The organism is Devosia sp. CAU 1758 (assembly GCF_054482695.1).
The window spans coordinates 34,065-52,401 of record NZ_JBTLRJ010000006.1 but is presented as its reverse complement, the minus strand read 5'-3'; the positions used below and the strand labels follow the sequence as shown (position 1 = coordinate 52,401).

The following is an 18,337-nucleotide window of genomic DNA, read 5'->3' as shown; positions in this document are numbered from 1 at the left end:
CCCGGCAGGCCTGATAGACCCGCCGGAGACCAGTTCCCCGGCGCGTTTGGCGACAGACACGACAAATCAAGGGGAACCGGTCAGCCGGTTCCCCTTTTCGTTTCTGGAGCATAGCCATGACCATCGTCGCCACTCCCCTCAAGGACCGCCTGCCGACCACGATCCGCACCGCGCGCCTGGTGCTGACCACCCCGACCATGGCCCATGCTCCCGCGATCGCCGCCCTCGCCAACAATGCCAATGTGCACAAATGGATGGCGCGGCTCCCCTTTCCCTATGGGTTGAGCGACGCGGAATTCTTCATCAACGAAATTGTACCCAGCGCCGAGGAATTCTGCCTGGCGATCACCCAGGAGGACACATTCCTCGGGGTCGTCGGGCTGCATTTTGCCGATGGCGAGGCACCCGAGCTTGGCTATTGGCTGGGCGAACCGCATTGGGGCCATGGCTACACCACCGAGGCGGCCATTGCGCTGGTTGAGGCCGCCCGAGCGGCGGGCGCGACCGCCTTACGGTCCCGCGCGCTCACGGACAATGCCGGCTCGCGCAAGGTGTTGACCAAGTCGGGATTTATCGAGGTTGGCGAAGCGATCGAGGCGAATGCCAATCTGGCTGGCCGGACCATGGTCCTCATGCGGCAGGTTTTATCGAGATGACCGAGCTTGAGACATCCCGCCTGATCCTCCGCCCGGCTCGGCCCGGCGACGCACCCCGCTTTGCCTTGGGGGTCAGCGACTTCGCCGTTGCCCGCTGGCTGACGCCGCTGCCCTTTCCATTTACCCTCGCCATGGCCAATGACTGGCTCCGCCTCGCACCGGCCGACGAGCCTGACAAGGCCATGTTCATCATCGAGCTCCCGGGGCGGGGCCTGATCGGCTGCATTGCCCTTGCCGATGAACTGGGGTTCTGGATAGCCCGGCCGCACTGGGGCCGTGGCTATGCCACCGAAGCCGCCAGCGCCCTTGTCGACTGGCACTTTTCGCGTGGTTCGGCCGAGGCAATCAATTCCAGCGCCCAGGAGGGTAATCTGGTTTCGCTGCGCGTTAAGGCCAAGCTGGGTTTTGAACAGGTCGGCCGCGACATGCGTTTTTCCCAGGCCTTGCAGCACAATGTGCAACATGTGCTAACCAGACTGACGCGCAGCCAGTGGCTGACGCTGGAGACCCGAGAATGCGCCTGAGAGACGCCCTGCCCGACCGGATCGAAACTGAAAGGCTGGTACTGCGGCACCCGCGTACATCCGATCTCGACGCCCTTGTCGCCAAGGCCAACAACTGGAGCGTGCTCGAACCCACAGCAAGCCTGCCTTTCCCCTACTTGGAGCAGCATGGTCGCGGCTTTATCGAACGCGTCGTGCATCATCCCGATAAGCGCTCCTATGTGCTTGCGAGACGCGAGGATGACCGGTTGGTGGGTGTCTTGGGCGTCTACTTCGATGAGCAAAAGCCTGCTGAGCTGGGCTATTGGCTGGGCGAGGCGCATTGGAGGCAGGGCCTTGCTTCAGAAGCCGTGAGCGCGCTGCTCGGCGCTGCATCCGCAATCGGGTTGCGGCCTATCCGCGCCCGCGTCCTTGCCGCCAATACTGGATCGATCAGGGTTCTGGAAAAAAGCGGCTTCGTCACTATTGAGCGAACCCACAGTGTGGTCGAGCGGCATCGCGGCAAATCCCTGCTGGTGATGGAGTGGCAGGCGTGATCCCGACCCTGACAACCCCCCGGCTTCTTTTGCGCGCCCCGCAAATAGGCGATGCCGAGCCCATTGCCTGCTTTCTCAATGACATGGAAGTGGCCGGCAATTTGGCGCGCGTACCCTTTCCCTATCACCTGAGCGATGCCCGAGCCTGGCTGCGGACCCAGCAGGCCGACCAGTCCCCCCACGAGGCCAATTTCTCCATCGAGCTTGCAGGGGCCGGCTATGTGGGCCATATCGGCTACCAGCCGCTGGGCGACAATGCGATCATCGGTTATTGGCTGGGCAAGCCCTATTGGGGTCGCGGCATCATGACCGAGGCGGCCACGGCCGCCATAAACTGGTTCTTTGGCGCCACCGATGCACCCGCCATCTATTCCGGCGTCTTTCATTTCAACGCCGCCTCGCTGGCCATCCAGCGGCGGTTGGGATTTACCGAGACTGGCCGTTCTTCCCTGCTCTGCCTTGCGCGTGGCGCCGAGCTGGAGCATATCGACACCAAGTTGACGCGACAGCGTTTCCACAACAGTCGGCCGCCGATGGCGCGGGCCGGCAGCGCGGCGCACTAGCCGCCGGAAGGCACGACAGGCATGAAATTCCTCGACCAAGCCAAGGTCTATATCAAGTCCGGTTCCGGCGGCGCTGGCGCCGTCAGCTTCCTGCGCGAAAAATTCGTTGAATTCGGCGGCCCCGACGGTGGGAATGGCGGGCGCGGCGGCGATGTCATTGCTGAATGCGCCGATGGTCTCAATACCCTGATCGACTTCCGCTACCAGCAGCATTTCCGCGCCGGTATCGGCGTGCATGGCATGGGCAAGAACCGCACCGGCGCCGATGGCGAGGACATCATTCTGCGCGTCCCCATTGGCACCCAGATCTTCGAGGAAGACCAGGAAACCCTGATCGCCGACTTCACCGAAGTGGGCCAGCGCGTCGTGCTCCTGAAAGGGGGCAATGGCGGTTTCGGCAATGCCTATTTCAAGACCTCTTCCAACCAGGCGCCCCGCCGGGCCAATCCGGGGCAGGAAGGCACCGAAAAGGGCATCTGGCTCAGGCTCAAGCTGATCGCCGATGCGGGCCTCGTCGGTCAGCCCAATGCCGGCAAGTCGACCTTCCTTGCTGCCGTCTCGGCCGCCAAGCCCAAGATCGCCGATTATCCCTTCACCACGCTCCACCCCAATCTGGGCGTGGTGCGTATCGGCGAGCGGGAATTCGTGCTGGCCGATATTCCGGGCCTGATCGAAGGGGCCAGCGAGGGCATCGGCATTGGCGATCGATTCCTGGGGCATATCGAGCGCTGCGGCGTCCTGATCCATCTCATCGATGGCACCAATGAGGATGTCGCCCATACCTATGAGGCTGTCCGCTACGAGCTGGCGGCCTATGCCGATGTGCTGGCCGACAAGCCAGAGATCGTCGTGCTCAACAAGGTCGACGCCCTCACCCCCGACGAACTCAACGCCAAGGTCAAGGCATTGAAGAAAGCGTCCAAGGCCGAAGTTCGCCAGGTTTCAGGCGCCACCGGTAAAGGCGTCGAGCAGATTCTTTATGACGTGCTCGCTATCCTCGATGCCGAAAAGGCTGCCACCGCCGAAGCCGAGCGCAAGAAGGTCGAAGAGAAATGGACGCCTTGAAAGCTGCGGCGCTCCCGCGCACTCGGTTCGGCACCTCCCCCTTGACGGGGGAGGATGGGAGGGGGTGCTCACGCACTCGACATCCTGCCGGTCATCCCCCCTCCCCATCCCTCCCCGCAAGGGGGAGGGTGCTGATCGAGCTTGCCTCCCAATGAACCCCCTCGCCCCCTATCGCCGCATCACTATCAAGATCGGCTCGGCCCTTTTGGTCGACGCGGCCGGCAAGCTGCGGTCCGCATGGCTGGCCGGGCTGGCAGAGGATATCGCCGCGCTCCAGGCCGAAGGCCGCGAGATCGTCATTGTCTCCTCGGGCGCAATCGCGCTGGGACGTGGCCTCTTGGGCCTTTCGGCCCTGGCCCTGACGCTCGAACAGTCTCAGGCCGCTGCCAGCGCGGGACAGATCGCGCTCTCCCAGGCCTGGGCCGAGGCCCTTGGACAGCATGGCATTGTCACCGGGCAGATCCTGATCACCCCCAATATCACCGAGGAACGCCGCTATTTCCTCAATGCCCGCACCACGATCCAGACGCTGCTGGGTTTGAAGGCTATTCCCATCATCAATGAGAATGACTCGGTGGCCACCGCCGAGATCCGCTATGGCGACAATGACCGCCTTTCGGCCCGCGTCGCCACCATGATCGAGGCCGATCTCCTGGTCCTGCTCTCGGACATTGACGGGCTCTATACCGCGCCTCCGGCCAAGGTTCCTGACGCCACGCATATTCCGGTCGTCGAACAGGTCACCCCCGCCATCGAGGCCATGGCCGGTGGCGCTGCGAGCCATCTGTCACGCGGCGGCATGACCACCAAGATCGAGGCCGCCAAGATCGCGACCCTGGCCGGCACCGCCATGGTCATCGCCAAGGGCACCGAGGCCCACTCCATACGACTTCTGATCGAGGGCGGCCGCCACACTCTGTTTCACCCCGCAACCACCCGCGCCCAATCGCGGAAGCGCTGGATCATGGGTACCCTGGTTGTGGCCGGAACCATCCGCGTCGATGCAGGCGCCGCCCGCGCCCTGACACTGGGAAAATCGCTATTGCCCATCGGCGTAACCCAGATCGACGGTGATTTCGAACGGGGTGACACCGTGGCTGTGCTCAATCCCGATGGGCGCGAGATCGCCAGGGGTCTGGTCAGTTTCGACAGCGAGGACGCGCGTCTGGTGATCGGCAAGCGCAGCGATGCGGTAATCGAACTGCTCGGATCGGGCAATCGGGGCGCCATGGTGCACCGCGACAATCTGGTGCTGACCGGCACGCAGGACGACATCAAGCATCTGGAGGCCAACCATGAGCCTGGCTGAAGCCGTTTCCAACGACATCCCCGCCTTGATGGCAGAAATTGGTCGCAACGCCCGCATCGGCGCCAATGCGCTCAAGATCGCCGCGCCTGAGCAGAAGCGCACCGCGCTGCTGACGGCCGCCGGTGCCATCAACGCTCATCGCAAGCAGATCCTCGCTGCCAATGCACTCGACATGCAGGCGGCCGAGCAGAAGGGCATTTCCAAGGCGTTTCTCGACCGGCTGCTGCTCACCGACGCCCGTATCGACGGCATCATCGAAGCGGTCAGGACCATTGCCGAACTGCCCGATCCCGTCGGCACCGTGATTGCCGAATGGGACCGGCCCAATGGCCTTCATATCGAGCGCGTCCGCACCCCGCTTGGGGTCATTGGTGTGATCTTTGAAAGCCGCCCCAATGTCACAGCCGATGCCGGCGCGCTCTGCATCAAGTCCGGCAATGCCGTCATCCTACGCGGCGGCAGCGACAGTTTCCATTCCAGCCGTGCCCTCGTTGATTGCCTGCTCGATGGGCTGCATCTGGCCGGCCTGCCGGTCGAATGCGTGCAATTGGTCCCCACGACCGACCGCGCCGCCGTGGGCGAAATGCTCAAGGGTCTTGATGGCAATATTGACGTCATCGTGCCCCGTGGTGGCAAGACGCTGGTGGGCCGCGTCCAGTCCGAAGCGCGTGTCCCAGTCTTTGCCCATCTCGAGGGCCTCGTGCATGTCTATATCGACAGGAGCGCCCACCTCGAAAAGGCCGTCAGCGTCACTCTCAACGCCAAGATGCGCCGCACTGGCATTTGCGGGGCCGCGGAAACCCTGCTTGTGCACAAGGATGTGGTCGAGACCCATCTGCGGCCGATCATAGACGCGCTGGTCGCCAAGGGATGTGAAATCCGCGGCGACGCGGCGGTTATGGCGATGATCCCCGAAGCCACGGCGGCCACCGAGACCGACTGGCAGACCGAATACGAAGACGCCATCATCGCCGTGAAGGTGGTGGGCAATATCGAAGCGGCCATCGCCCATATCGAACACTATTCGAGCCACCATACCGAGGCGATCATCGCCGAGGACCCCGCCGCCGTCGAAAAGTTTTTCAACGAGATCGACAGCGCCATCCTCATGCACAATGCCTCCACCCAGTTCGCCGATGGCGGCGAATTTGGCTTTGGCGGCGAAATCGGCATCGCCACCGGCAAGATGCACGCGCGTGGTCCCGTCGGTGTCGAACAATTGACCAGCTTCAAATATCGCGTCCGCGGCAATGGGCAGTTGAGACCATAAGATTTGACCCTGCGCCCACCCCTCCGCATCCCCGGCATCACCGAGATTCCGCCCTCCGCGCCGGGCATGCGCATTGGTCTGTTTGGCGGCAGCTTCAATCCCATGCATGACGGGCACCTTCTGGTCATGGAGGAAACGCTCAGGCGGCTGGATCTGCACAGCCTCTGGGTGCTGGTGACGCCGGGCAACCCGCTCAAGAACAATGCCGGCCTGCCATCGCTGGAAACACGGGTTCGCGCCGCGCGCGCGCTCGTCGCTGACCCACGCATCCGGGTCACCGGTTTCGAGGCGGCAAGGGGATTTGCCTATTCCTGGCAGACTATCGACTTCCTGACCTCGACAATGCCGGACCGGCGCTTTGTCTGGATCATGGGCGCCGATAGCCTGGCCGATTTCCACCGCTGGCAGCGCTGGCGCGGTATGGCCGCCAAAATACCCATTGCCGTCTATGTGCGTCCCGGCGCGTCGCGGCGTGCCCTGGCCTCGCGCGCGGCGGCGGCGCTTGACCATGCTCAGCTCGACGGGACCGATGCGCCCCTGCTGGCGGGCGCCAGACCGCCGGCATGGATCTACCTCCAGGGCCGGCAGTCGGGGCTTTCTTCGACCGCCATCCGGGCCGCCAATGGCACAAATTAAGGCTTCCGGTCGCCTCGACCTTGCGAAATCTGCGCCGAAAGCGCATATTCAGCACCAAGTGTGATCATTGTCACCGGAACAGGAACAGACGGCTTGCCGTTTACACGACGCCGCAACATTCCGATCAACAACCAAGGATGCTTAACTTTCGCATGACCCATGCCCACGCATGGGCGGAAGGCCGTTTCTGATGGCCGCGCTGCCCGATAACACCCTCCCCGCTTCGCCCGCCTCCGTGGCCGGTGCGCAAAAGCCCCTGATCGACCTCATTCTCGATACGCTGGATGACGCCAAGGCCGAAGAAACGGTCGCGGTGGACATCACCGGCAAGTCGTCGCTGGCCGACCACATGATCGTGACCTCCGGCCGTTCGCAGCGCCATGTCGGCGCGGTTGCCGACCAGGTCGTCAACGCCCTGCGCGAAAACGGCTATGGCAAGCCGCGCGTCGAGGGCCTGCCTCATTGCGACTGGGTGCTGGTGGATGCGGGTGATGTGATCCTGCACATCTTCCGCCCGGAAGTGCGCGAGTTCTACAACATCGAGAAGATGTGGCAGGCCGATTTCGCCGCCGATCAGCATTAGAACCACCCTGACCACATGCGGATAAGCATTGCGGGCATCGGCCGGATGAAGAACGGGCCAGAGCGCGAGCTTGTGGCCCGTTATCTTGAGCGCGCGAGCGCCAGCGGCAAGCCATTGGCCCTCACTGGCTTCGAGGTAACCGAGATCAATGAATCCCGCGCCGGTTCGGCTGCCGCTCGCAAGGCGGAGGAAGCAAAGTCTCTGCGGGCGAGCTTACCCGAGGGCATAAAGGTGATGCTCGACGAGCGCGGCAAGGCGATCACCTCGGACGCCTTTGCCGCCCAGATCGGCCGCTGGCGCGACGACGGGCGGCCCGCGATCGGCTTTGTCATTGGCGGCGCCGATGGCATTGATCCCGACTTCGTACGGACCGCCGACCTCGTCGTCAGCTTTTCGCCCATGGTCTGGCCGCACCAGCTCGTACGTATCATGCTGGCCGAACAGCTCTACCGCACCACCACCATACTCTCGGGCCATCCCTATCATCGCGGCGATTGAGCTCTCACGGCATGGTTAGGCAATGTTAACCGGCAGTTTGCCGCCCGCTTGCTAGAGTGCGCGAAATGATTCGGGGTCCCGCCCCTCCAGAGGAGATGCCATGCCCCTGCGGCCGGCGAGCATTGTGAAGGCCCTGCTGGCGGGCACTATTCTCGCCGGGCTCGGCGCCTCGCCCTTGCTGGCGCAGACCGACACGACGCCGACTGAGCCAGAGGATATCCAGTTGCGACCCTCACTGGCGCTAGAGCCTGCCTCCGACACGAATGCACCGGCTCCGGCCAATCCGGCGTCGGAAACGGATGGGCCCCCACTGCCTGCTGCGACCAGTGCCGTCGACCTCGAGGAAGTGGAGGCCTCGCTGGGCCTTAGTCGCGAGCGCATTGACGAGCTCAAGGCCGAGATTGCGGCCATGGAGGGCGACCGCACTCAGCAGAATGCCGCACTCATTGCCGCGGCCCAGCGGGTCAAATTGGCCGAGATCGAGGTCGCCGATGTCGAGGAGCGGATCGCTGACCTGATCGTGCGCGAACTCGAGGTGCGCGGCCGGCTCGATGGTGCCGATGCAGAGATCGCCAATGTATTGGCGGCCCTGGAACGCATTTCACTCAATCCGCCCCCCGCGCTCATCGTCGATCCCGACGATGCTCTGGGGTCAGCGCGCGGCGCCATGCTGATCGCCGCCATCCTGCCCCAGTTGCGGGGAAGGGCCGATGATGTGGCCGCTGACCTCAAGGCCTTGACCGACATAAAGGTCGCTGCCCTAGCCGAAGAAGCAACCCTTCGGGCAAATTATGACGTGCTCGAGGAAGAGCAATTGCGCATTGCCACCCTGATCGCGGCACGCAAGCAGGGCATCACCCAGATGAGCGCAGAACTTCTGGCCGAAGAGGCGGAAGCCGTGGCGCTGGCCGAACGGGCCAGTTCTCTGCGCGAGCTGATTGGCGCCCTGTCCGAGCGGGCCGCCACGGGTGCGACCACGGCTCCCGCAACCACCGATCCGGACCTGCCCCAACTCTCGCCCGAGGCTATCGAACTGGCCTTTGCCGACGCCGCCAGAACCCAGCCCGCCGTACCCTTCCCCCTGGCCCGTGGCTATTTGCCCCCGCCGGCCAATGGCGTGACCGTTGTTGAATACGGCACGAATGACGGGCTGGGCGGCATCGCCCAGGGACAGTCTATCGTCACCCGTGCCGAGGCTCAGGTGGTAGCGCCGGCCGATGGATGGGTGCTCTACAAGGGGCCTTACCTCAATTATGGCCAGATCGTCATTCTCAATACCGGCGGCGGCTACACGGCCCTGCTCGCCGGCCTCGACACCATCACCGCCGAGATCGGCCAGTTCGTGCAGATGGGCGAGCCCCTGGGGATGATGGGATCACGCACAATTGGACGGACCGTAACCACCAATGCTGGAAACGCGCAGCCGACCCTCTATATTGAGCTGAGACAAGACAACGAGCCTTTCGACCCGGCCGGGTGGTGGGCCAAAAACGAACAGACGGGATAACGAACCCATGCGCCTGACCACCCTTCGCCTTGCCGCTCTTGCTGCGGCAGTGCTGGTGCCCGCCACCGTCCTGATCGCCCAGGATCAAAACCCGGTCGACCAGGCGCCGGTCGATCCGGCACCGGTGGAAGAGCAGGTTGAACCCAATCCTAGCGGCGAAGAGCCCGAGCCGACGGCAGCAGAGCGCGCCGAGGCCGCCCGCGATCCGCTCGAAATCTATGCCGATCTCAACCTGTTCGGCGAAATTTTCGACCGCATCCGCGCCGAATATGTCGATCCACCGGACGAGGAAGAACTGATTCGCGCCGCCATCCAGGGCATGCTGACCTCGCTCGACCCGCATTCGGGCTATCTGCCGCCTGCCGACTACGACGAAATGCGCGAGGATACCTCGGGGCAATTCGGCGGACTGGGTGTCGAGATCATCATGGAAGAAGACCTCATAAAGGTGGTCTCCCCCATCGATGACACCCCGGCTGCCCGCGCCGGGATCATGGCCAATGACCTGATCTATGAGATCGATGGCCTGCCAGTTCAGGGCATGACCCAGGACGAAGCGGTCGAGAAGATGCGCGGCCGCGTTGGCACCGACGTCACCCTCACCGTACTGCGTGAGGGCGTGACCGATCCGATCGAGTTCACGCTTACGCGTGGCATAATTTCGATGCGGGCCGTGCGCTGGTCGATGGAGGGCGGCGAGACCGAGGGCGAAGGCGACATTGCCCTGCTGCGTTTGTCGCGCTTCTCCGAACAGGCATTTGTTGGTGTCGAGCGGGCCATTGAATCCATCTATGAAGAACGCGATGGCGTGGCGCCCAAGGGCATCATCCTTGATCTGCGCAACAATCCGGGTGGACTGGTCGACCAGTCGGTCTACGTGGCCGATGCCTTCCTCAATCGCGGCGCAGTCGTGCTGACCCGCGGCCGCAGTGAAAGCGAGAGCGCCCGCTATGACGCGGTTCCCGACCCGCTCGACGCCCGCATTGCCGACGTACCCATGGTTGTGCTGATCAATGGCGGTTCGGCCTCAGCATCCGAGATCGTCGCCGGCGCGCTCCAGGATCACAAGCGCGCGACGCTCGTTGGGACGCGCTCCTTCGGCAAGGGTTCGGTGCAGTCGATCATCTCGCTCGGGCCAGATGGCGCCATGCGCCTGACCACGGCGCGCTATTACACGCCCGATAACCGCTCGATCCAGGCCCTCGGCATCACCCCGGACATCGAAGTTCGCCAGGTCGTGCCCGAGGAATTCCAGGGTCGCGACGAGATCATCGGGGAAGCCGGGCTCGAGGGCCACATCACCATTGAAGGCCAGGAAGAATCCACCGTTGGATCGTCGGTCTATGTCCCGGTGGAAAAGGCAGAGGACACCCAGTTGCAATATGCCCTCAGCCTCATCAAGGGTGACGAGACCGACCCGGCCTACCCGCCCAAGGCGGAATAGGGCCTGGTCCATGATAGACTGGGGATGCGGCGGCTTGATTCGTGCCGCATCCCGCACCTGCCCAGCCGGGGATGAGTGAACCGCCTATGGCCAATGATCTGTCCACGCCGCTGACCGGACGCGGGCGCCGGAACCAGGCCCGTTCCGGACGCTTCCACTTTCCGATGGCCCGCCTGCTGTTCATCCTGATCTTCCTGATTATCGGCGGCGTCGCCCTGCGCCTGGTGCTGGTCGAGGACCCTGACGGCGGTCGTCCCAGCGAAGAAGTGGCCATTACCTCCACCCGCGACAACAACCAGGTTGCCAATTCAGCGGCCAGCCGTCCGGCCACCATCACGGCTGACCCAGAACAGGTTCCGGCCAATGGCTCGGTAGGGGCGGTGCCCCCGCCCGCCGGTGCCGGCACTGCTCTGGGCCAGATGCCCGATCGCTTCGGCGCCCTGCTCGACCTGAGCGAGGAAACGTCGGCCGGCACCATTCCGCGCATGTCGGGCACCGGGCTCACGCCCTTCGCCGCCTATCGCCGCCCGGCCGGCGGCGTGCTCGCGGCGGGCGGACCGATGATTGCCATCGTGGTCACGGGCCTGGGGATCAACGAACAGGGCTCCCTCCATGCCATCGACCAATTGCCCGACGAGGTAAGCCTTGCTTTTGCGCCCTATGGACGGTCCTTGCAGAACAGCGTTGCAGCGGCCCGTGCCGCGGGCCATGAAGTCATGCTCGAAGTGCCACTGGAACCCTTCGACTATCCACAGAACGACCCCGGTCCGCATACGATCCTGACTGGCGAAACGCCGCGCGACAACCTGGAAAAGCTGTTCTGGCTGATGGCGCGGTTCGGCGGTTATTTCGGCATCATCAACAATATGGGCGCCCGCTTCACTGCCTCGGCCGCCGATATGGCCCCGATCATGGAAGAGTTCGGCGCCCGGGGCCTCGGCTATCTCGATGACGGATCGTCCAATCGTTCCGTTGCCGCACAACTGGCTGCGTCCAACCGTGTGCCCTTCGGTCGCGCCGGCCAGGTCATCGATGCCAATCCCGCCCGGACATCCATACTCGCAGCGCTTGCCAGCCTTGAGGCCCAGGCCATGGAATCGGGCAGCGCTATTGGTATTGTGAGCGCTCTGCCCATCTCGGTGCAGGCCGTGTCCGACTGGGCGCAGGAACTCGATGCCAAGGGCATTGCACTGGTTCCGGTCAGCGCCCTGATGAAATAGAGGCTTCCCATGACAACCAGTCGGCCCGAACGCGATTCCATGCCCTATCGGGACTGCGTGGGGATCGCTGTGTTCAATGCCCATGGCAATGTGTTCCTTGGCCATCGCAAGTCCGCTGGCGATCCCGACCAGTCGGCGGCCCATGGTTCGGCTTGGCAAATGCCCCAGGGCGGCATCGACAAGGGCGAGGATGTGCTCCGAGCGGCGCTGCGTGAACTCCATGAGGAAACCAGCATAACCTCGGTGAGCCTGCTCGCAGAGGCACCGGAATGGATCTATTACGACCTGCCCGACGATGTGCTGGGCCAGGCATGGAATGGCAAATATCGCGGCCAGCGCCAGCGCTGGTTTGCCTTCGCCTTTACCGGTCCCGACAGCGAGATCGACGTCGACAGCCCCGGTGGTGGCCGATTTAAACCGGAATTCAATGCCTGGCGCTGGGAAAAGCTCAGCCGCACCCCATCGCTCATTGTGCCCTTCAAGCGCCCTGCTTACGAACAGGTCGTCGAGGCATTCCGCGATATCCCGCGGCGTTTCACCCATGTCTGAAGCCAATATGAAGACTATCGGGCTGGTCGGCGGCATGAGCTGGGAATCGAGCGCCCATTATTACCGCATCCTCAATGAGGAGACGGCAGCGCGGCTCGGTGGCCTGCATTCAGCACCGGTCATCCTGCATTCACTGGATTTTGCGCCCATAGCAGCATTGCAGGCGGCAGGGCGCTGGAATGAAGCCGGCCGCCAACTCAACGCAATCGCGCTCTCGCTGCAAGCCACCGGTGCCCAGGTTCTCGGCCTTGCCACCAACACCATGCATGTTGTTGCCGATCTCATGCTGGAGGGCGTGACCATACCCTTCGTCCACATCGCCGAACCGACAGCTGACGCGCTGCTGGTCGATGGTTTTGATACCATCGGCCTGTTGGGCACGCGTTTCACCATGGAGATGAACTTCTATAAGGAGCGGCTGGCCGCCCGGGGCCTGACGGCGCTCGTCCCCGAAGTGGACCACACCAATCTCAACGGCATCATCTATGACGAACTGTGCAAGGGCATCGTGCGCAAGGAATCGCGCCGCGTCTATCAGGCGGCGATAGACCGCATGGCGGCGCGCGGGGCCCAGGCCGTCATTCTGGGCTGCACCGAGATCGGCATGCTGATCGATGACAGCACCAGTTCCCTGCCGACCTATGACACCACGGACCTGCATGCTCGGGCGCTGGTGAGTGCAGCGCTGGCCTAGGCAACAGTCAGGCTGCCTTTCGCCCCGTCTGCAATAGCGCCCCGGCGCCATCTTCCTGCAGCTTGAACACGTCGACGATCTGATCCAGCGCCTGGGTCTGACCTTCGGTCTGCTCGATCACCGCATTGGTCTGTTCAACAAGAGACGCATTGTGCTGGGTCATCTGGTCCAGGGTCCGCACAGCGACACTCACCTCGTCAATCGAGGCCGCCTGCTCGCGGCTGGCCAGGGCGATCGAGCGGACCAGAGCACTGTTCTCTGCGACCGCGTCGAGCATTGCCCGAAGCCGGTCACCGGCCGCAGCAACCAGGCCAGACCCGGTCTTGACCTCGCCCGCGCTCTTTTCAACCAGTGCCTTGACCTCTGAGGAGGCCTGCGCGGCGCTTTGGGCCAGCCGCCGCACTTCCACCGCCACCACGGCAAACCCCTTGCCGGCATCTCCGGCGCGGGCCGCCTCGACCGAAGCATTGAGCGCCAGCAAATTGGTCTGGAAGGCAATGTCGTCGATCATGCCGATGATGTTGGAAATCTTGCTGGACGACTGGGTAATGCGCTCCATGGCCCCGGTCGCCTCGTCCATCACCGCACCACTTTCCGAGGCAGCTTTCGACACCGTGTCGGCCTTGCTGGCGGCGTCTTCGGCCATGCCTGCATTGCTTGCGACCGTGGCCGCAAGCTCTTCCATGGCCGCGGATGTTTCTTCGATGGTCGCAGCCTGTCTGGTTGTGCGTTCGGAAAGATCATTGGCCCCCGAAAGCAGTTCCCCGCTGGCGGTGCGCAGCGAACGCGTGGTCAACCGCAACTGCCCCACCACATCGGCAAAGCGCTCCACGGTGCCATTGAGAGCCACGCGCAAATCCTCGAACTCAGGCGGAAAGGGAGATGGGATGGTGCTGGTCAGGTCACCCGCGGCCAACTTTTGCAGCCCGGCGCCAATGGCAGCGACCGATTTCTTGCGTGCTGTCACGTCGGTAGCGAATTGGACCACCTTATAGGGAACGCCGTCTGCGTCGGAAATGGGTGTGAAGGTGCTCTGGATCCAGACGTCCTGCCCGTCGCGGCTGCGGCGGCGATATTCCCCACTCTTGAAGGCGCCCGCGGCCAGGTCCTGCCAGAATTGCCGATAACTCTGACTGGCCGGGTCGGCATCGAACAAGAACAGCGCATTGGGCCGTCCGACCACGTCCTCAAGACCATAACCCAGCAGCGCCAGAAAATTCTCGTTGGCTGCCAGCACCGTACCATCGAGATCAAACTCGACCACGATCTGGCTGCGCGAAATGGCCTGCAGCTGCCCGGTATGATCGGCGGCTTCGGCCAGATGTTGCCGTGCTTGCGCATCGAGCGCGGCTTTTTCCACCGCATTGGCTCGAAACACCTCAACGGCGCGGGCCATGGCGCCAATTTCATTGCCCTGTCCCGTGTGAGGCACCGACCTATCGAGCGCGCCATTGGCCAGCGCGCCCATCACCCCGGCCAGTTCCGGAATGGGCCGCATCAGCTTGCGCGCCAGCAGCAGCGCCAACACGCCCGTCACCAGCATGCCAAGCAGCGCCATCGCCCCCAGCACCGTCATTGTCTGGCCCAGCACCTCTGCGAGCGGGCCCCGATCGACAGCCACCATCAGCGCCCCGATCACCATCCCGTCGGTGGTGGCAATCGGCTTGTAGCTGAGGAGATAACTGGCGCCGTCATAGGCCTCTTGCGAGAGCACGGGGTGATTCCCGACCAGGCTCTCGAATATCGGACTACCCGCGACCAGCCTCGCATCCATGCGCCGTTCGCCGGCGGTATCCAGCAGGCTCGTGCTGCCCACCACCATGTCGGGACTGGTCTCAGGGTCAAAGACATAGACCGCGACATGCTGGCCCGCGACCCTGGCAACGGCGTCGATCACGTCATGGCTCCGGAAGCGGGGCATGTTGCGGGCCGTCAGGGCCATCACATTGCCGGTCTCGTCCACACCCACTTCCAGGCTTGGCAGGTTGACCTGGAAGATTTGCGCCGCGATGCGCATCGTATCGGTCAGCGCTTTGTCTTCGTCCTGCGCCACCGAGGCGCTCAGGCTCACATAGAGCCCGCCCAGCACTGCCAGCACCGCAATGGCGATGGCCCCAATGGTCATGCTGGAAATGGCGAAGGTCAGACGGATATTGCGCAGGAATGAACCCATGATCGTGCCCCCGAAGTCCGGCCGCCATTGGCCAGCTTTCCGTGTGTCCCGAGTGGACACTGGACCCCAAGGGTTAAGCACAGGTTGAGATGGAAGAATTTCTCTGCAATATCAATGACTTGCACAAATGTTATGCTTGTTGCATAAATAAAAAGCAAGAAGGCCGCCCAATGGGCGGCCTCCAAAGTCAATCAACAGCGTCACACAGCCCGCTAGTGCACATGGGCTCCGTCGATATGCTGGGCTTCGATGGCCAGGTTCAACAGGCCCGACACCACATCCTGGGCATAGGACTTGTCTTCCGGCGTTGCAGCACGATTGAGTTCTTCCTCGGCGGCCTTGATCTGCGCCTGCAGGTCGCCATGGTCGAACTCGGAGAACGGCACCGACTGCTCGGCCAGAATGGTCAGGCCGGTGGGCGACACATCGGCAAAGCCACCTTTGACGAAATAGACGGTCGCGCCGCTTTCCTTGGTCACGGTGATGAAGCCGGGCTTCAGCGTCGTCATGAACGGCGCGTGGTCGTCCATCACAGTGAAATAGCCTTCCGTGCCCGGCACGGTGACCGAAACCACGGTTTCGGACAGCACCAGCCGCTCGGGCGACACAATCTCGATCTTGAGGCCTTCAGCCATTCTTTTGGTCCTCTGAAGCGTGGTCAGCGAAAGTGACTCTACTTTCGCGGTTCGACCGCGCGGCCTTTATTGTCCATTGGAGCCCGCATTGTCATCCGGGCCCCATGACGAGATGGCGCGGACCCCGAGGGCCCGCAACCGAAATCAGGCAGCCTGCGCGGCCAGCTTCTGGGCCTTGGCGACGGCATCGTCGATGGTACCGACCATATAGAAGGCGGCTTCCGGCAGGTGGTCATAGTCGCCAGCCACCAGGCCCTTGAAGCCCTTGATGGTATCTTCGATCGACACGAACACGCCGGGCGAACCGGTAAACACTTCAGCCACGTCGAAGGGCTGGCTCATGAAGCGCTCGATCTTGCGGGCGCGGGCCACGGTCAGCTTGTCCTCTTCAGAAAGCTCGTCCATGCCCAGGATCGCGATGATGTCCTGCAGCGCCTTGTATTTCTGCAGGATCGCCTGCACGTCGCGAGCGACCTGGTAGTGCTCCTCGCCAACCACGTGCGGATCGAGAATGCGGGAGTTTGAGGCCAGCGGATCCACGGCAGGATAGATGCCCTTTTCCGAAATCGCACGGTTCAACACCGTCACGGCGTCAAAGTGGGCAAACGAGGTTGCCGGGGCCGGGTCGGTCAAGTCGTCAGCGGGCACATACACGGCCTGCACCGAGGTAATCGAGCCCTTGTTGGTGGTGGTGATGCGTTCCTGCATCGCACCCATGTCCGTCGCCAGGGTCGGCTGGTAACCCACGGCGGAAGGAATGCGACCCAGCAGCGCCGACATTTCAGCGCCCGCCTGGGTGAAGCGGAAGATGTTGTCCACAAAGAACAGCACGTCCTGACCCTTGTCGCGGAAGTTCTCGGCGATCGTCAGACCGGTCAGGGCCACGCGGGCACGCGCACCCGGGGGCTCGTTCATCTGGCCGAACACCAAAGCTGCCTTGGAGCCTGCAGCCGAACCGCCATTTTCCTTGGGGTCCTTGTTCACGCCCGATTCGATCATTTCGTGGTAGAGGTCATTGCCCTCGCGAGTGCGCTCACCAACGCCGGCGAACACCGAGTAACCACCATGGGCCTTGGCGACGTTGTTGATCAGTTCCTGGATCAGAACGGTCTTGCCCACGCCGGCGCCGCCCATCAGGCCAACCTTGCCGCCACGGGCATAAGGGGCGATCAGGTCCACCACCTTGATGCCGGTCACCAGAACCTCACTTTCGGGGTTCTGATCGGCAAAGTTCGGAGCTTCCTGGTGAATTTCGCGGATCGCTTCACCAACAATCGGGCCCGCCTCATCGATCGGCTCGCCGATCACATTCATGATGCGACCCAGTGTCGCTTCGCCAACCGGAATCGAAATTGCGGTGCCCAGATCAGTCACTTCGGCGCCGCGCACGAGGCCTTCGGTGGTGTCCATGGCGATGGTGCGCACGGCATTCTCACCAAGATGCTGGGCTACTTCGAGCACCAGGCGCTGACCATTATTGGTGGTTTCAAGCGCGTTCAGGATGGCGGGCAGGTGATCGTCGAACACCACGTCAACGACGGCGCCAATGACCTGCGAAACGCGACCGGCCTTCTTCTCTGCCATTTGTTCGTCCTCGCTGATGGGTTAGAGCGCTTCCGCGCCCGAAATGATTTCGATGAGTTCTTTGGTGATCTGGGCCTGGCGCTGGCGGTTATAGCTCAGCTGCAGCTTGTTGATCATTTCGCCGGCATTGCGGGTGGCATTGTCCATCGCGGACATCTGCGCACCGTAGAACGAGGCGGAGTTTTCGAGCAGGGCACGCAGCACCTGCACCGAGATATTGCGCGGCAGCAGATCTTCAACGATCGCTTCCTCGCTTGGCTCATATTCATAGGGCACGGCGCTTGCAGCCAGATCGCCCTGGCCCTTGGGCACTTCGAGCTTGGCCGGAATGATCTGCTGGGCCGTCGGCACCTGGCTGATCACCGAGCCGAACTTGGCAAAGTAAAGTGTGGCAACATCGAATTCGCCAGCGGCGAACATCGAGAGCACCTTGTCGGCAACCTGCTGGGCCTGGGTAAAGCCAACCTGGCGCACTTCGCGGAAGTTGAACGTGTCCACGATCAGGTCCGGATATTGCCGGCGCAGGATATCGTGTCCCTTGCGGCCCACCGTGAGGAGCCTCACCGTCTTGCCCTGGGCAATCAGCTTCTGGGCATGATCACGGGCAAGGCGGGCAATCGAGGAATTGAAACCGCCGGCCAGGCCGCGCTCGCCGGTGGCAACCACCAGTAGATGCACCTGGTCCTTGCCGTTGCCGCCGAGCAGCACCGGTGCGTTTTCCTGGCCGTCATAGACCGCGCCAAGTGCAGCAAGCACCTTGCCCATGCGTTCGGCATAGGGGCGCGCGGCCTCGGCAGCTTCCTGGGCGCGACGGAGCTTGGCCGCCGCGACCATCTGCATGGCCTTGGTGATCTTCTGGGTCGATCTGACCGAGTCGATCCTGTTCTTTAAGTCCTTTAGCGACGGCATGGC

General features: G+C 63.0%; 19 protein-coding genes. 15 read left to right on the top strand and 4 right to left on the bottom strand.

Features of this window, described 5'->3' with window-relative positions:
* The first annotated feature begins 116 nt into the window (after positions 1–116).
* The 15 genes from ACXYMS_RS17310 to ACXYMS_RS17240 all read left to right on the top strand — a co-directional run bounded on the left by ACXYMS_RS17310 (position 117) and on the right by ACXYMS_RS17240 (position 13,033).
* Entirely contained in the window at positions 117–656 is a 540-nt protein-coding gene (locus ACXYMS_RS17310; protein ID WP_458908091.1) for a GNAT family N-acetyltransferase, read from the top strand.
* Positions 653–1,180 (top strand): GNAT family N-acetyltransferase, encoded by a 528-nt coding sequence (locus tag ACXYMS_RS17305; protein ID WP_458908090.1) that lies wholly within the window; start codon positions 653–655, stop codon positions 1,178–1,180. Before ACXYMS_RS17310 ends, ACXYMS_RS17305 begins: the two co-directional genes overlap by 4 nt.
* Entirely contained in the window at positions 1,171–1,695 is a 525-nt protein-coding gene (locus ACXYMS_RS17300; protein WP_458908089.1) for a GNAT family N-acetyltransferase, read from the top strand. Before ACXYMS_RS17305 ends, ACXYMS_RS17300 begins: the two co-directional genes overlap by 10 nt.
* On the top strand, positions 1,692–2,258 hold the full coding sequence (locus ACXYMS_RS17295) for a GNAT family N-acetyltransferase (RefSeq protein WP_458908088.1): 567 nt from the start codon (positions 1,692–1,694) through the stop codon (positions 2,256–2,258). The genes ACXYMS_RS17300 and ACXYMS_RS17295 overlap by 4 nt, the downstream gene beginning before the upstream one ends.
* A gap of 21 nt (positions 2,259–2,279) precedes the next feature.
* Positions 2,280–3,323, top strand: a complete 1,044-nt coding sequence (gene obgE, locus ACXYMS_RS17290; protein ID WP_458908087.1) for a GTPase ObgE — start codon at positions 2,280–2,282, stop codon at positions 3,321–3,323.
* Positions 3,324–3,474: 151 nt separating this feature from the next.
* The gene (gene proB / locus ACXYMS_RS17285) at positions 3,475–4,632 is read left to right on the top strand and encodes a glutamate 5-kinase (protein ID WP_458908086.1); all 1,158 of its coding nucleotides are present in this window, start codon (positions 3,475–3,477) and stop codon (positions 4,630–4,632) included.
* Positions 4,619–5,902 (top strand): glutamate-5-semialdehyde dehydrogenase, encoded by a 1,284-nt coding sequence (locus tag ACXYMS_RS17280; protein ID WP_458908085.1) that lies wholly within the window; start codon positions 4,619–4,621, stop codon positions 5,900–5,902. The genes proB and ACXYMS_RS17280 overlap by 14 nt, the downstream gene beginning before the upstream one ends.
* A 3-nt stretch (positions 5,903–5,905) precedes the next feature.
* The gene (locus tag ACXYMS_RS17275) at positions 5,906–6,538 is read left to right on the top strand and encodes a nicotinate-nucleotide adenylyltransferase (protein WP_458908084.1); all 633 of its coding nucleotides are present in this window, start codon (positions 5,906–5,908) and stop codon (positions 6,536–6,538) included.
* Positions 6,539–6,728: 190 nt separating this feature from the next.
* A complete protein-coding gene (gene rsfS, locus ACXYMS_RS17270) occupies positions 6,729–7,121 on the top strand; it encodes a ribosome silencing factor (protein WP_458908083.1) in 393 nt (130 codons plus the stop codon).
* 15 nt (positions 7,122–7,136) lie between these two features.
* Positions 7,137–7,619 carry a 23S rRNA (pseudouridine(1915)-N(3))-methyltransferase RlmH gene (gene rlmH / locus ACXYMS_RS17265; RefSeq protein ID WP_458908082.1) on the top strand — a complete coding sequence of 161 codons (483 nt, stop codon included), beginning with the start codon at positions 7,137–7,139 and terminating at the stop codon, positions 7,617–7,619.
* Between the two features lie 100 nt (positions 7,620–7,719).
* Positions 7,720–9,126: a murein hydrolase activator EnvC family protein gene (locus tag ACXYMS_RS17260; protein WP_458908081.1), complete on the top strand. Its 1,407-nt coding sequence runs from the start codon at positions 7,720–7,722 to the stop codon at positions 9,124–9,126.
* A 7-nt stretch (positions 9,127–9,133) separates the two neighbouring features.
* Entirely contained in the window at positions 9,134–10,570 is a 1,437-nt protein-coding gene (locus tag ACXYMS_RS17255) for a S41 family peptidase (RefSeq protein WP_458908079.1), read from the top strand.
* 86 nt (positions 10,571–10,656) lie between these two features.
* Positions 10,657–11,790, top strand: coding sequence for a divergent polysaccharide deacetylase family protein (locus tag ACXYMS_RS17250; RefSeq protein ID WP_458908077.1), 1,134 nt, complete (start codon positions 10,657–10,659; stop codon positions 11,788–11,790).
* 9 nt (positions 11,791–11,799) lie between these two features.
* Positions 11,800–12,339: an RNA pyrophosphohydrolase gene (locus ACXYMS_RS17245; RefSeq protein ID WP_458908075.1), complete on the top strand. Its 540-nt coding sequence runs from the start codon at positions 11,800–11,802 to the stop codon at positions 12,337–12,339.
* Positions 12,332–13,033 (top strand): aspartate/glutamate racemase family protein, encoded by a 702-nt coding sequence (locus ACXYMS_RS17240; protein WP_458908074.1) that lies wholly within the window; start codon positions 12,332–12,334, stop codon positions 13,031–13,033. Before ACXYMS_RS17245 ends, ACXYMS_RS17240 begins: the two co-directional genes overlap by 8 nt.
* A 7-nt stretch (positions 13,034–13,040) precedes the next feature.
* On the opposite strand, the gene ACXYMS_RS17235 is transcribed toward ACXYMS_RS17240, so the two are convergent.
* The 4 genes from ACXYMS_RS17235 to ACXYMS_RS17220 all read right to left on the bottom strand — a co-directional run bounded on the left by ACXYMS_RS17235 (position 13,041) and on the right by ACXYMS_RS17220 (position 18,334).
* Entirely contained in the window at positions 13,041–15,206 is a 2,166-nt protein-coding gene (locus tag ACXYMS_RS17235) for a methyl-accepting chemotaxis protein (protein WP_458908073.1), read from the bottom strand.
* A 212-nt stretch (positions 15,207–15,418) separates the two neighbouring features.
* Entirely contained in the window at positions 15,419–15,841 is a 423-nt protein-coding gene (locus ACXYMS_RS17230; RefSeq protein WP_458908072.1) for a F0F1 ATP synthase subunit epsilon, read from the bottom strand.
* 144 nt (positions 15,842–15,985) lie between these two features.
* Entirely contained in the window at positions 15,986–17,425 is a 1,440-nt protein-coding gene (gene atpD, locus ACXYMS_RS17225; RefSeq protein WP_458908071.1) for a F0F1 ATP synthase subunit beta, read from the bottom strand.
* A 21-nt stretch (positions 17,426–17,446) separates the two neighbouring features.
* Positions 17,447–18,334 carry a F0F1 ATP synthase subunit gamma gene (locus tag ACXYMS_RS17220; RefSeq protein WP_458908069.1) on the bottom strand — a complete coding sequence of 296 codons (888 nt, stop codon included), beginning with the start codon at positions 18,332–18,334 and terminating at the stop codon, positions 17,447–17,449.
* Positions 18,335–18,337 lie beyond the last annotated feature (3 nt).